This window comes from Mesorhizobium sp. IMUNJ 23033 (assembly GCF_044778005.1).
GTDB classification, from domain to species: domain Bacteria; phylum Pseudomonadota; class Alphaproteobacteria; order Rhizobiales; family Rhizobiaceae; genus Mesorhizobium; species Mesorhizobium amorphae_A.
On the sequence record NZ_JBJACT010000008.1, the window covers coordinates 108,571 to 121,959 of the forward strand.

14 protein-coding genes are annotated in these 13,389 nt (G+C 64.5%); 11 read left to right on the forward strand and 3 right to left on the reverse strand.

The window, feature by feature from the left end; genetic code table 11:
• Window positions 1-161: 161 nt before the first annotated feature.
• On the reverse strand, window positions 162-1,079 hold the full coding sequence (locus ACFX5Q_RS12510; RefSeq protein ID WP_404278169.1) for an FCD domain-containing protein: 918 nt from the start codon (window positions 1,077-1,079) through the stop codon (window positions 162-164).
• Between the two features lie 102 nt (window positions 1,080-1,181).
• On the reverse strand, window positions 1,182-1,358 hold the full coding sequence (locus tag ACFX5Q_RS12515; protein WP_404278171.1) for a hypothetical protein: 177 nt from the start codon (window positions 1,356-1,358) through the stop codon (window positions 1,182-1,184).
• Here ACFX5Q_RS12515 and ACFX5Q_RS12520 point away from each other — a divergent pair.
• From ACFX5Q_RS12520 to ACFX5Q_RS12550, 7 genes are all read left to right on the forward strand, one after another.
• A complete protein-coding gene (locus ACFX5Q_RS12520; RefSeq protein ID WP_404278173.1) occupies window positions 1,339-2,844 on the forward strand; it encodes a UxaA family hydrolase in 1,506 nt (501 codons plus the stop codon). The two genes, ACFX5Q_RS12515 and ACFX5Q_RS12520, sit on opposite strands and share 20 nt — an antisense overlap.
• Before the next feature lie 61 nt (window positions 2,845-2,905).
• Entirely contained in the window at window positions 2,906-3,904 is a 999-nt protein-coding gene (locus ACFX5Q_RS12525) for an aldo/keto reductase (RefSeq protein WP_404278175.1), read from the forward strand.
• 336 nt (window positions 3,905-4,240) lie between these two features.
• Entirely contained in the window at window positions 4,241-5,236 is a 996-nt protein-coding gene (locus tag ACFX5Q_RS12530) for an ABC transporter substrate-binding protein (protein WP_404278177.1), read from the forward strand.
• A 125-nt stretch (window positions 5,237-5,361) separates the two neighbouring features.
• Window positions 5,362-6,915 carry a sugar ABC transporter ATP-binding protein gene (locus ACFX5Q_RS12535; protein WP_404278179.1) on the forward strand — a complete coding sequence of 518 codons (1,554 nt, stop codon included), beginning with the start codon at window positions 5,362-5,364 and terminating at the stop codon, window positions 6,913-6,915.
• Window positions 6,912-7,877, forward strand: coding sequence for an ABC transporter permease (locus ACFX5Q_RS12540; RefSeq protein ID WP_006200459.1), 966 nt, complete (start codon window positions 6,912-6,914; stop codon window positions 7,875-7,877). The genes ACFX5Q_RS12535 and ACFX5Q_RS12540 overlap by 4 nt, the downstream gene beginning before the upstream one ends.
• Before the next feature lie 65 nt (window positions 7,878-7,942).
• The gene (locus ACFX5Q_RS12545; protein WP_404278181.1) at window positions 7,943-8,959 is read left to right on the forward strand and encodes a zinc-binding alcohol dehydrogenase family protein; all 1,017 of its coding nucleotides are present in this window, start codon (window positions 7,943-7,945) and stop codon (window positions 8,957-8,959) included.
• A gap of 4 nt (window positions 8,960-8,963) precedes the next feature.
• Window positions 8,964-9,791 (forward strand): amidohydrolase family protein, encoded by an 828-nt coding sequence (locus ACFX5Q_RS12550; RefSeq protein WP_404278183.1) that lies wholly within the window; start codon window positions 8,964-8,966, stop codon window positions 9,789-9,791.
• On the opposite strand, the gene phnF is transcribed toward ACFX5Q_RS12550, so the two are convergent.
• Entirely contained in the window at window positions 9,776-10,537 is a 762-nt protein-coding gene (gene phnF / locus ACFX5Q_RS12555; protein WP_404278325.1) for a phosphonate metabolism transcriptional regulator PhnF, read from the reverse strand. The two genes, ACFX5Q_RS12550 and phnF, sit on opposite strands and share 16 nt — an antisense overlap.
• A gap of 138 nt (window positions 10,538-10,675) precedes the next feature.
• Here phnF and phnG point away from each other — a divergent pair, with 138 nt between their 5' ends.
• Genes phnG through fosX form a run of 4 tightly spaced genes read left to right on the forward strand, consistent with a single transcriptional unit; the run spans window position 10,676 to window position 13,278 of the window.
• Entirely contained in the window at window positions 10,676-11,137 is a 462-nt protein-coding gene (phnG, locus tag ACFX5Q_RS12560; RefSeq protein WP_404278185.1) for a phosphonate C-P lyase system protein PhnG, read from the forward strand.
• Window positions 11,137-11,748, forward strand: coding sequence for a phosphonate C-P lyase system protein PhnH (gene phnH / locus ACFX5Q_RS12565; protein ID WP_404278187.1), 612 nt, complete (start codon window positions 11,137-11,139; stop codon window positions 11,746-11,748). Before phnG ends, phnH begins: the two co-directional genes overlap by 1 nt.
• A 1-nt stretch (window position 11,749) precedes the next feature.
• Window positions 11,750-12,862 carry a carbon-phosphorus lyase complex subunit PhnI gene (locus tag ACFX5Q_RS12570; RefSeq protein WP_404278189.1) on the forward strand — a complete coding sequence of 371 codons (1,113 nt, stop codon included), beginning with the start codon at window positions 11,750-11,752 and terminating at the stop codon, window positions 12,860-12,862.
• Window positions 12,859-13,278 (forward strand): FosX/FosE/FosI family fosfomycin resistance hydrolase, encoded by a 420-nt coding sequence (fosX, locus tag ACFX5Q_RS12575; protein WP_404278191.1) that lies wholly within the window; start codon window positions 12,859-12,861, stop codon window positions 13,276-13,278. Before ACFX5Q_RS12570 ends, fosX begins: the two co-directional genes overlap by 4 nt.
• Window positions 13,279-13,389 lie beyond the last annotated feature (111 nt).

Genomic DNA, 13,389 nt, shown 5'->3' on the forward strand with positions numbered 1-13,389 from the left:
GCCTCTTTGATCAGCAACGGCAGATACCTAGCACGCGGCCGACCGGGCGAAAATCGTCAAATCATTGCTGCGGCAACGCGGCGCGACCAATGCATGTCGCCCAACAGTGTGCAGCGGTTTTGGGACAACGACATGCATAGAAGCGCGTCGCATCGATCCGGTCAGGCACGGCGCGCATCAGGCACGTTGCGGCTGCCGGCCTCGGGGATGGAGGTCAAGAGCGTGTTGCGCGCCGACTTCAGATGCTTGCGGCAAGCGGCATCGACCTTGCCGAGGTCGCGCGATTTGAGCGCCGCGATATAAACCAGATGCTCGGCGACAGCGACTTCGTTGCGCTCGCGCTCCTGCGCCTTGTTCCACTGGTAGTGGTAGTGGAAGATCATGGCGATGACGTCATAGAAATCGACGATGAAGCGGTTGTGCGAGGCGCGGTGGATCAGCCGGTGGAAGCGCTCGTCCAGCTCGGAAAACTCGTTGAAGCGGGAGGCGATCTCGCGCGCCAGCAGACGATGCTCGTCCTCCAGCCGGTAGAGATCGGCCCAGACCGGGCTTTCTTCCGGCAAGGCGGCAAACGCTGCCGCCGAGCGCAGTTCGAACATCTCGCGGATTTCGGTCAGTTCGAGCGCGAAGGCTCGCGTAAAACCCTTCAGCACCCAGTGGCTGTTGCGCCGCTTCTCGATCAGGCCGAAGCGGGAAAAGCGGATCAGGAACTCGCGCACGCTGGTGGTGCCGACGCCGATCTCGCGCGCCAGCTCAAGCTCGTTAATCTGCATGCCGGCTTCCGCGCCGCCGGCGAGCAGCCTCCGCATGAAGGAGCGCTCGATGATCTCGGCCAGCGTGTCGGTTTCTTCTTCGGGAAAGAAATCGTCCGGCCGCGGCGCGCGCAGAACCGTCTTGCTGCGCTTGTTCCAGGCGATCAGCCCGGTTTCTTCCATGCGCGCCAGGATGCTGCGCACCGTCGTGCGGCTGACGCCGAGCAGCGTGCCTAGCTCCGGCTCCGACGGCAGGCTCTTCGTTTCATCGAGCAGCCGCAAACAGCGGTTGTAGGCGTCCTTGTAGACGTTGTTGCTCTTCGACATCCCCTGCCCCGTTGCGCGCCGGCGCTTGCCGTGGCCGGCTTGAAGCGCGCTATGACAGATGTTCCTAGCGCATGCCTAGGAAAAGCGGAATCGCTTTCCGTGTCAGGCGCCGCTCCCTATCCTCCATGCATCCACCGGGCGCACGGCCTTTCGAAAAAACGATTGACGTAAAAATGTTTTTTCACGATAAAAGACATTATCTGCTAACAGGCTGATGTCAATCCGCCAGCGCATCCCAGGAACCCCTAGGAAACTGCCCGTGAACGCCGCAAACAGCATTCTTCTTTCCCCGGCCGACAATGTCGCGGTCGCCAACGGCCGCATCGAGATCGGCACGGTGCTGCCGGGCGGCGCCGTCGCCGCCGCGCTGATCGAGCCCGGCCACAAGGTGGCGATCAAGCCGATCACCGCCGGCGAGGCGGTGGTGAAGTATGCCCAGGCGATCGGCCGCGCCACGCAGGACATCGCGCCCGGCGAACATGTGCATTCGCACAATCTGGTCTTCGAGTCCGGCCGCCTGCCGGTGGTGCCGCCGAGTGAGGCCGAGCACGCGACGGAAACCGACCGCGCCCGCACTTTCATGGGCTATCGCCGTGCCGATGGCCGCGCCGGGACGCGCAACTTCATCGGCATCGTCGCCAGCGTCAATTGCTCGGCCACCGTCTGCCACGCCATCGCCGACCAGGCCAACCGCGAGCTGCTGCCGAAATATCCGGGGATCGACGGCTTCGTGCCGATCGTCCACGGCCAAGGCTGCGGCATGAGCGGCACCGGCGACGGCATGATGGTTTTGCATCGCACGCTGGCCGGCTATGCCCGCCATCCGAATTTCGGCGGCGTGCTGATGGTGGGCCTGGGCTGCGAGGTCAACCAGCTTACCCTTTACGGCCAGAAGGGTGTCGCTGCCGGCAAACGGCATTTCAACATCCAGGAGGCCGGCGGCTCGCGCAAATCGGTCGAAAAGGCGATGGGCGTGCTGGCCGAGATCGCCGAGGAAGTCGGCCAGCTGAGGCGAGAGCCGATCCCGGTCAGCGAGATCGTCGTCGGCCTGCAATGCGGCGGCTCCGACGGCATGTCCGGCATCACCGCCAATCCGGCATTGGGCGCCGCCGTCGATATCCTCGCCGACGTCGGCGGCATCGGTATCCTGTCCGAGACGACGGAGATCTACGGCGCCGAGCATCTGCTTGCCTACCGCGCCGCGAGCCCGGAAATCGCCGCCAAGCTCGACGGTTATATCAAATGGTGGGAGGATCATGTCGCCAAGCATGGCGCCTCGATCGATAACAACCCCTCGCCCGGCAACAAGCGCGGCGGGCTGACCACCATCCTGGAGAAGTCGCTGGGCGCGGTCGCCAAAGGCGGCCAGACGCCGCTCAACGGCGTCTTCGGCTATGCCGAGAAGGTCAGCGGACACGGCCTGGTGTTCATGGATACGCCCGGCTACGACCCGGTCTCGGCCACTGGCCAGGTGGCGGGCGGCGCCAACGTCATCGTCTTCACCACCGGCCGCGGCTCCTGTTTCGGCTGCCGGCCGACGCCGTCGATCAAGGTCGCCAGCAACTCGACCATGTATCACACCATGGAAGAGGACATGGACGTCAACTGCGGCGTCATCGCTTCGGGTGAGAAGACCATCGCCGGCATGGGTCGCGAGATCTTCGAACTGATCGTCGAGACGGCATCGGGGCGCAAGACCAAGAGCGAGGCGTTCGGCTACGGCGACAACGAGTTCGTGCCCTGGCACCTCGGAGCGACGCTGTAGACCAGCCACGACCAACCAGACATGTTTTAACCGGCCAGCGGCCGGAAGGGGAGGCTTTGCAATGGACAAGCGCCGCATCGGCACAACTGCGCTCGACGTCACCGAGATTAGCTTCGGCGGCGCGGCGATCGGCGGGCTCTACCGGGCCTGTTCGCGCGATGTGGCGATGGAAACGCTGCAGACCGCCTGGGACGCCGGCCTGCGCTATTTCGATACCGCGCCCTTCTATGGCTTCGGCCTGTCGGAACGCCGCTTCGGCGACTTCCTGCGCTATAAGCCGCGCGACTCCTATGTGCTTTCGACCAAGGTCGGCCGGCTGTTCCGCCCCGTGCCGGAGGACCAGGTGCCCGATCACTCCTATGTCGATCCGCTGCCCTTCGCGCTCGACTACGATTATTCCTATGACGGCATTATGCGCTCGGTGGAATTCTCTTATGCCCGGCTCGGCCTAAACAGGATGGACATCCTGTTTGTCCACGACATCGGCGCCTACACGCACGGTGTCGAGAAGACGAAGCTGCATTTCCGCCAGCTGATGGATGGCGGGCTGAAGGCGCTCGACGAGCTTAAGACATCAGGCACGATTTCCGCCTATGGCCTCGGTGTCAATGAAGTGCAGATCTGCCTCGACGTGCTCAACCGTGCGCCGCTCGACTGCATCCTGCTCGCCAGCCGCTACTCGCTGCTCGACCGCAGCGCCGAAGCCGAATTGCTGCCGCTTTGCCGGCAGCGGCAGACCTCGCTGATCATCGGCGGCGTGTTCAACTCGGGCATTCTGGCAACCGGCCCGGTGCAGGGCGCGCATTTCGACTACCAGCCGGCCGGCAAGGACATTCTCGAACGCGTCGATGCGATGGAGAAGATCGCCGCCGAGGGCGGCTACCCGCTCGCGGCCGCGGCCTTCCAGTTCCCGCTGCACGAACCTGTCGTCGCTTCCGTGCTGACCGGAACGGCCAAGCCGGCCAATCTGACGCGCAATCTGGAACTGCTCGAAATTCCTGTGCCCCCAGCAGAGTTCGCCAGATACGATCCCTATACGGTGGTGCAGGCGCTAGGCTGAGGCAACGAACCTATTGTCCGGCCAGGTGGTCGGCATGAAAAAGGCTTCACAATCGCGAGAGAATGAATGTTCCATCTTGACGCATCAATGGAATTAATATTCCATCGCGGTCAGAGAGGATCGGAAGCATCCGAACGTGGCAAAGAGGATCGGCGGAGGGAGGCTTGCCTCCTGTCGAGGCCACGCGGAGACGATACGAAACACCGCTTGCGTCGGCCGGATCGATGCACTATCAAAAAGCGGCAAATGTTTTTTATTGATAAAGTTCTGTTTGGGCCGCGCCTATCCGAATGGAGCTTCCGTAACCTTCACCGGGCGATCTAGGGAGGAACCCTCATGAAATTCGTGACCAGCATTCTCAACCGCCGCGCCTTCGTGGCACTCGCGGCCGCCTCGATGCTTGCAGGTGCGTTGCACTCGGCACCAGCTTCGGCGGCGGACGTGACCATCCCGATCATCGTCAAGGACACCACCTCCTTCTACTGGCAGATCGTGCTGGCCGGTGCCCGCAAGGCCGGCAAGGACCTCGGCGTCAACGTACCGGAACTCGGCGCTCAGGCCGAAACCGACGTCAACGGCCAGATCTCAATCCTCGAGAACGCCGTCGCCGGCAACCCGGCCGCCGTCGTCATCGCGCCGACCGAAGCCAAGGCGCTCGGCAAGCCGATCGATGAGGCAGCAAGCAAGGTCAAGGTCATCGGCATCGACTCCGGCGCCGACTCCAAGGCCTTCACCTCGTTCCTGACCACCGACAACGTCCAGGGCGGCCGCGTCGCCGCTGACGGCCTCGCCGCGGCCATTGGCGAGGCCAATGGCGGCAAGGTCGAGGGCAAGGTTGCGCTCATCACCGCGCTTCCCGGCGCCGGCTCGCTCGAGCAGCGCGCTCAGGGCTTCAAGGAACAGCTCAAGGCGAAATATCCGGGCCTCGAACTGATCGCCGACAAATATGCCGACGGCCAGGCCACGACCGGCCTCAACATCGCGACCGACCTGATCACCGCCAACCCTGACCTGAAGGGCATCTTCGCCTCCAACCTGATCATGGCGCAGGGCGTCGGCCAGGCGATCGCCGAGAACAACCTTGCCGGCAAGGTCGGCCTGATCGGTTTCGACAGCGACGAGAAGCTGATCAAGTTCCTCAATGACGGCGTCATTTCCGGCCTCGTTGTCCAGGACCCGTACCGGATGGGCTATGACGGCATCAAGACCGCGCTCGCCGCCTCGAAGAACGAGAAGGTTGAAGCCAATGTCGACACCGGCGCCAACCTGGTCACCAAGGCCAATATGAAAGAGCCGAAGATCGACGCGCTGCTCAACCCGAAGCTCGACTAAGCATCGCCACAGGCGCATCGTCTCCGGGGCCCATGCCCCGGAGACACCCCGCATCCCGACACCACCGGGATTCGACAGCCTCTAGTCTACGTGCCCAATCGCAGGACCAATCTGGGAGGATTGTCATGACGTCCACGGCGCAGGAACTGCACCCGGCCCCGACTCTGGAGCCCGGCAGGACGATCCTCGAACTCAAGGGGCTGGAGAAGCGATATCCCGGCACTCACGCGCTGAAGCCGGTGGACCTCGCCTTCAAGTCCGGCGAGATCCACGCCATCGTCGGCGAGAACGGCGCCGGCAAGTCCACCTTGATCAAGCTTCTGACCGGCGTCATGCCGCGCACCTCCGGCGACGTCATCTGGGAGGGCAAGCCCGAAGCGCTGGCGACCCCGCACGAGGCGATGGCGCTCGGCATCAATGCGGTGCACCAGGAGGTCGTGCTCTGCCGCCACCTGACGGTTGCGGCCAACATGTTCCTCGGCGAGGAGAACTCGCGCTATGGCATCCTGCAGCAACGCGCCATGGTCAAGGATGCGCAGAAGATCATCGACGATCTCGGCTTCGACCTGCCGGCGCATGTCGTGCTCGGCGACCTCACCATCGGCCAGCAGCAGTTGATCGCCGCCGCCCGCGCCACCGTGCGCGGCACCAAATTCCTCATCTTCGACGAACCGACCGCCTATCTGACCCGCAAGGAGGCCGACCAGCTGTTCAAGCTGATCCGTCGGCTGAAGGGCGAAGGCGTCACCATCATCTACATCAGCCACCGCATGGAAGAGGTGTTCGAACTCGCCGACCGCGTCTCGGTGCTGCGCGACGGCACGCTTGTCGGCACCAGGAACATTGCCGAGACCAACGACGCCGAACTGGTCAAGATGATGATCAACCGCTCGATCGAGCAGGTTTACCACAAGGAGCATTTTACGCCGGGCGCGATGATAGTCGAAGCCAAGAACCTGTCCGGCAAGGGCTTCGAGAACGTTTCGCTCTCGGTGCGCGCCGGCGAGATCGTCGGCCTTTACGGCCTGATCGGCGCCGGGCGCAGCGAGTTCGTCACCACGCTTTACGGCCGCCACCGCAAATCGGCCGGCCAGATCCTTTGGGAAGGCAAGCCGGTCCAGGTCAATTCCGAGCACGACGCGATCAGGCTTGGCATGGCGCTGGCCCCGGAAAGCCGCCGCGACCAGGGCCTCTGCCTCAATTTGCCGGTCGGCCTCAATCTCAACCTGCCGATCTACAAGCGCATCTCCAGCAACATGCTGATCTCAGGCGCAAAGGAGAAAGCTGAAGCCGATCGCCAGATCGCCGGCCTCAGGATCAAGACGCCGACGCGGAGCGCGCTCGCCTCCAGCCTGTCCGGCGGCAACCAGCAGAAGATCGTCATCGGCAAATGGCTGGCGCACGGCGCCAAGCTGTTCATCTTCGACGAGCCGACGGTCGGCGTCGATGTCGGCACCAAGGCCGAGATCTACCGCCTCTTCAGCGCGCTTCTGTCCAAGGGCGCCGGTATCATCCTGATCTCGTCCTATCTGCCGGAGGTCTATGAGCTGGCCGACACGCTGCACGTGTTCCGGCGCGGCAAGCTGGTGGCCACGCACGGGTTCCGTACCGCCAATCACGAGGACATTCTCACGCAGGCGCTCGCCGAGAAACAAGAAAAACTGGGAGGACAGAAATGAGCACCGAGGCCATTGCCGCCGAAAAACCGAAGCGCAACTACAACGCCTTGTTCGGGCTGACGCTGCTGGCGCTGCTGGTTCTGTTGTGGGTCATCCTGTCGGTGGCGACGCAAAGCTTCGCCTCGGGCAACAACATTTCGAACCTGCTCCGCCAGGGCTCGATGATCGCCATCCTGGCGGTCGGCCAGACCTTCGTCATCATCACCGGCGGCATCGACCTTTCCGTCGGCGCGGTCGTCGGCTTCGCCACCGTCATCGCCGCCATGCTGATCAATGCCGGCGTGCCGGTCTTCCTCGCCATCCTGATCACTTTGCTCGTCGGCGTCGCCATTGGCCTGTTCCATGGCTTCGGCATCGTCAAGATGGGCCTGCCGCCCTTCATCATCACGCTGGCGACGCTGACCTCGCTGCGCGGCATCGGCCTGCTGATGACCAACGGCAACTCGATCTCGATCAACAACGATGCCTTCCAGGAGTTCTCGCGCAGCTCCTTTGTCGGCGTCCCAAATCTGTTCTGGATGGTGATCCTGGTCGGCATCCCCGCCTACATCTTTCTGCATCACAGCCGCTGGGGTCGCTATCTGTTCTCGGTCGGCTCCAATGCCGAAGCCTCGCGCCTGTCGGGCGTCAACGTCCAGCGCACCATCTACATGGCTTACACGCTGTCCGGCCTGTGCGCCGCCTTCGTCGGCGTGCTGCTGGCCTCGCGCATCGGCATCGGCAACCCGACCCAGGCCGAGGGCTGGGAACTGCAGGCGATCGCCTCCTCGGTGATCGGCGGCACCTCGCTGTTCGGCGCCGTCGGCTCCGTGCACGGACCGCTGCTCGGCGCCTTCATCCTCGCCACCATCAACAACGGCGCCAATCTCTTGAACGTCAACGCCTTCTGGCAGCGCATCATCACCGGTGTGCTGATCATCGTCATCGTCTATTTCGACGGCCTGCGCCGCCGCGGCAAGTAAATTCCTCCCAGGAGCCGCCGGCCCGCGAAAGCGAGGGCCGGCGGTATCGTGAATTGGATTGAAGCATGAAAGCAGTCGTCTGCCGCTCGCCTGGTGATCTTGTCCTGGAGGTCCGCCCGGTGCCCGGCGCGCCGCCGCCGGGATGGGCGCTGGTAGCGGTCAGCCATGTCGGCATCTGCGGCACCGACTACCACATCTTCGAAGGCAAGCACCCGTTCCTCGCCTACCCGCGCATCATGGGCCACGAGGTCTCCGGCACGGTCGTCGACAAGGGCGACGGCGTCACGCTCAACGTTGGCGAAGCCGTCATCATCAATCCCTATCTCGCCTGCGGCAAATGCATCGCCTGCCGGCACGACAAGCCGAATTGCTGCGTCAAGATCGAGGTGCTCGGTGTCCATCGCGACGGCGCCATGTGCGAGCAGATCCTGGTGCCGGTGCAAAATCTTTATCCGGCAAACGGCCTGTCGCTGGCCGATGCCGCCGCCGTCGAATTCCTGGCTATCGGCGCGCATGCCGTACGTCGCGCGCGCGCTGATCCAGGCGCCCGCACACTGGTCATAGGCGCCGGGCCGATCGGGCTCGGCACGGCGCTGTTTGCCCGCATCGCCGGGCTCGACGTCAGCCTGCTCGATATGAGCAGCGAGAGGCTCGGCTTCGCCGAGAGCGAGCTCGGCTTCGCGACGCTCGACGGCTCCCGCGCCACTGCGCCCGATCTGGTTCGCGGCGCGACCGGCGGCGAGGGGTTCGACGTTGTCTTCGACGCCACCGGCAACACGCAGTCGGTGCAGTCGGCCTTCGCCCATGTCGCGCATGGCGGAACCCTGGTCCTGGTCAGCGTCGTCAAGGACGACATCGTCTTTTCCGATCCGGAGTTCCACAAGCGCGAGATGACGCTGGTCGGCAGCCGCAACGCGCTTGGCGCCGACTTCGACCATGTCGCCGCCTCGATCCGCAACGGCGCGGTGCCACTGGCAAAGCTCGTCACCCACCGGACCACGCTTGGCCAGGCCCCCCTTGACCTCGCCCGCTGGGCGCATCAGAAATCCGGGCTGATCAAGGCCGTCATCGAGATCGGATGAGACGATGCGGATCGACGCACACCAGCACTACTGGCAGATCGCCCGCGGCGACTATTTTTGGATGGGGCCGCATGTCGCGCCGATCGTGCGCGATGTCTTTCCGGCCGATTTGAAGCCGCATCTCGGCGCCGCCGGCATCGAACGCACCGTCGTGGTGCAAGCAGCGGCAACGGTCGCCGAGACCGAATTCATGCTCGACCTTGCCGAGAACGAGCCGAGCATCGCGGCAGTAGTCGGCTGGGTCGACGTCGGCGCCGACGACGTCGAAGCGACGTTGCGCCGGCTGGCGACAAGGCCGAAATTCCGCGGCATCCGGCCGATGCTGCAGGACATCGAAGACACGTTCGACATTTTGAAGCCGAAGCACCTCGCGGCGCTCAGGCTGCTGCCCGAACTGAACCTGCGCTTCGACGCACTGGCGCAGCCGCGCCACCTGCCGGTGGTCGCGGCACTCGCCGACCATATCCCGGACCTGCCTATCGTCGTCGACCATGCCGCGAAGCCATTCATCGCCAAGGGCATTGTCGAGCCTTGGGCAAGCGACATGGCCGCGCTCGCCAAGAGACCGTCGGTGCTGTGCAAGTTTTCCGGTCTGGTCACCGAAGCCGGCCCTAACTGGTCGGTCGCCGGCCTAAAACCCTATGCCGACCACCTCATCGCCTGCTTCGGCCCGGAGCGGCTGATGTTCGGCAGCGACTGGCCGGTTTGCGAACTGGCCGCCACTTACGAGAACTGGCTGGCTGCCGCGAAGGAGCTTCTAGCTGGCCTGTCGCTGGCCGAGCAGAATGCCGTCTTCGGCGGCAATGCCGCGCGTTTCTACGACATTGCCTGATCGTTAGCCGACAATCTGAGCTCCACCCGCTCCGCCGGAAACCGCGACTCGGAAAACTGAATCGGCTGACCGTCGAGCGTCATATTGACCGCAATTGTCACCAGCACGATGGCGCCGGGCTGCAGGTCGAGATCGACCAGATCGGCGGCATCGGCGTGGCGCGCCGACAGCACCGTCGATTGCCTCAGATAATCGTTGATCCCAAAGCGCTTGAGCGAGGCGGTGACCGATCCGGTTTCCGCCATGGCAGCGTCGATACCGGCGAAGCGCTGGGCATCGAACCAGGCGGTAGCGCGCGACACCGGATGCCCGTCGGCTTCGCCGCGCGTTTCCAGGCGGATCACATCAGCGCCCCTGACAAGCCCCAGGGCTTCGGCGACGCGACGGCTGGCCGGCTCGACCGACGACGCGAGCAGGACGATATGCCGTTCGGACGTCTGCCCTTGCAGGCCGGTCGAAAAACGCGTGCGTGCGCCGATCGGGTAGGACAGCCGCTTGCGCGACAGCACGAAGGTGCCACGCCCTTGCTCGGCCCTCAGCACACCGTCCTGCACGAGGGCGGCGATGGCACTACGCACCGTATGGCGGTTGACGCCATAGCGCTCAGCCAGCGCCATTTCCGGCGGCAGCGCGGCATTCTCGGCGAAATCGCCGACGGCGATCGCATGCAGGATCTGGTCGGCGATCTGCCGCCATAGCGAGACGCCACTGCGCCGCTCGATGCTGGCCACTTGCTGCCCAATCATGTCCACCCCAATCTTCCATCGCCCCGATGCTTTCACGCGATGTCATGCACCCGTCATGGACTCGCGCTAGCTAACAGGTATAATTTGTATGGTTGTCTATATCAATAGACAAATTAGCCATTGCGCAAGGAGCAAACCATGCGAGGACAGGAAGCGCGCGATCAGGCCGAACGCAAGGCGATCATGGCGACGCTGGCGCAGTCGCCCGGCGAAGACATCGCCCGTCTTTGGAGCGAAGCCGGCCTGCCTTTGGAAGCCGAACTGCTGCGTGGTCCCGAAACCGGCCTGGTCACGGTGCGCGGCCGCATCGGCGGCGGCGGCGCGCCCTTCAATGTCGGCGAGGCGACGGTCACCCGCGCCACGGTCCGGCTGCCCTCCGGACAGGTCGGCCATTGCTACACGCTCGGCCGCGACAAGCGGAAAGCGAAGCTGGCGGCGATCGCCGACGCGCTGTGGCAGGAACCCGCCCATCGCGAAGCGGTCGAGACCAGACTGGTCGCACCGCTGCGGGCGGCCCTGGTCGAGGCGCGCGACCGGCGGCGTGCCGAGACCGCGGCAACGAAAGTGGATTTCTTCACCATGGTGCGCGGAGAGGACTGATGGAGATAGCGGCTCAATCGATCGAGGGCGGTTTCGCCGATCCGGTGTTCAACGCCCAGACGGTCTTTCGCGCCGTCATGGACGCGATGGCGCGGCCGGGCAGCGTGCAAGCCCTGCCGGCCTTTGCCCGCCCCCCAGTGCCGCTCTCGGCGACGGCCGGCGCCATTGCGCTTTCGCTCTGCGACAACGACACGCCGCTCTGGCTCGATCTCACCTTGCAGGCAGCGCCCGCCGTCAAATCCTGGCTGGGTTTTCACACCGGCGCGCCCTCGGCCAACACCCCGGCTGATGCGCATTTCGCGCTGATCGCCAACCCGGCGGAAATGATGGCGCTCGACGGCTTTTCGCAAGGCACCCAGGATTATCCCGATCGCTCTACGACGCTTATCCTGCAAGTCACCGATCTTGTCTCCGGCGCGCCGCTGTTGCTCGAAGGCCCCGGCATCGAAACCAGCGCGACCATCGCGCCGGCGCAGATGCCGCGTCATTTCATCGAACAGTGGAAGCAGAACAACCAGCGCTTTCCGCGTGGCGTCGACATCATCCTGGCCACCGCCGACAGCCTCGCCTGCCTGCCACGCACGACGCGCATCAAGACGATGGAGGCGTAAGATGTACGTTGCGGTAAAAGGCGGCGAAGCAGCCATTGCAAACGCCCACCGACTGCTCGCCGATCGCCGGCGCGGCGACCGTTCGGTGCCGGCACTTCGCCTCGACCAGATCGTCGAGCAGCTGGCGCTCGGCGTCGACCGGGTGATGAGCGAAGGCTCGCTCTACGACCGCGAACTGGCCGCGCTCGCCATCGTCCAGGCGCGCGGCGACATGATCGAGGCGATCTTCCTGGTCCGCGCCTACCGCACAACGCTGCCGCGCTTCGGTTACACCAAGGCGATCGACACCGGCGCGATGCTGGTCGAGCGCCGCGTGTCGGCGACCTACAAGGACCTGCCCGGCGGCCAGCTCCTCGGTCCGACCTTCGACTACACCCACCGGCTGCTCGATCCCGAGCTTGCCGCCGGCGGCGACGTCGCCGAGCCGCTGCAGCGCGAGAGCGAGGCGCAAGCCATGCCGCGCGTTTCGGCGATCCTCGCCCGCGAAGGCCTGATCGAGCCGGATGGCGACATGCCGCAGGACCATGTCCCCGGCGACATCACCCGCGAGCCGCTGGAATTCCCGATGGCGCGCGACATCCGCCTGCAGGCGCTGTCACGCGGCGACGAGGGCTTTTTGCTGGCGCTCGGCTATTCCACCCAGCGCGGCTATGCCCGCAACCACCCGTTCGTCGGCGAGGTCCGCATCGGCGAGGTCGAACTGGAACTGGACGTGCCGGAACTGCCCTTCGCCGTGCCGCTCGGCAGCGTCCGCGTCACCGAGTGCCAGATGGTCAACCAGTTCAAGGGTTCGGCCAAGGCGCCGCCGCAATTCACCCGCGGCTATGGCCTCGTCTTCGGCCAGAGCGAGCGCAAGGCGATGGCGATGGCGCTCTGCGACCGCGCTCTTCGTGCAAGCGAATTGGGCGAGGATGTCGTTGCCGCGGCGCAAGACGAGGAGTTCGTCATTTCGCATTCCGACAATGTCCAGGCGACCGGCTTCGTCGAGCATTTGAAGCTGCCGCACTATGTCGACTTCCAGGCCGAGCTCGATCTCGTGCGCCGCATGCGCGCCGAGTACGAGGCCCGCGAAAACCCTGCGAAGGTCGAGGAAAAGCGGGAGGCCGCGGAATGATCGAAGGCCTGTCCCATATGACCTTCATCGTCCGCGATCTTGACCGCATGAGCGCGATCCTGACCGGCATCTTCGACGCGCGCGAAGTCTATGCCAGCGATACCGAGCAGTTCTCGCTGTCACGCGAAAAATTCTTCCTGATCGGCGATCTCTGGATCGCCATCATGGGAGGCGAGCCGCTGCCCGAGCGAAGCTATAATCACATCGCCTTCAAGATCGACGACGCCGATCTCGACCGCTACGCCGAGCGCATCAAAACGCTTGGCCTCGACATGCGCCCGCCGCGCCCGCGCGTCGAGGGCGAAGGCCGCTCGATCTATTTCTACGACGACGACAACCACATGTTCGAGCTGCACACCGGCACGCTCACTGAGCGGCTGGCGCGCTACGCCAAGGGACTGGATAGGGCGTCATGAGATCAACCGTCTCCGCCGCCGTGTCCCCCGTGTCCGCCGCTATCGTGGGAGTGACCGCCATGCCCAGGATACCCGCTGCTGCCATCCTGCCCACCGGAGAAGAAGTCATTG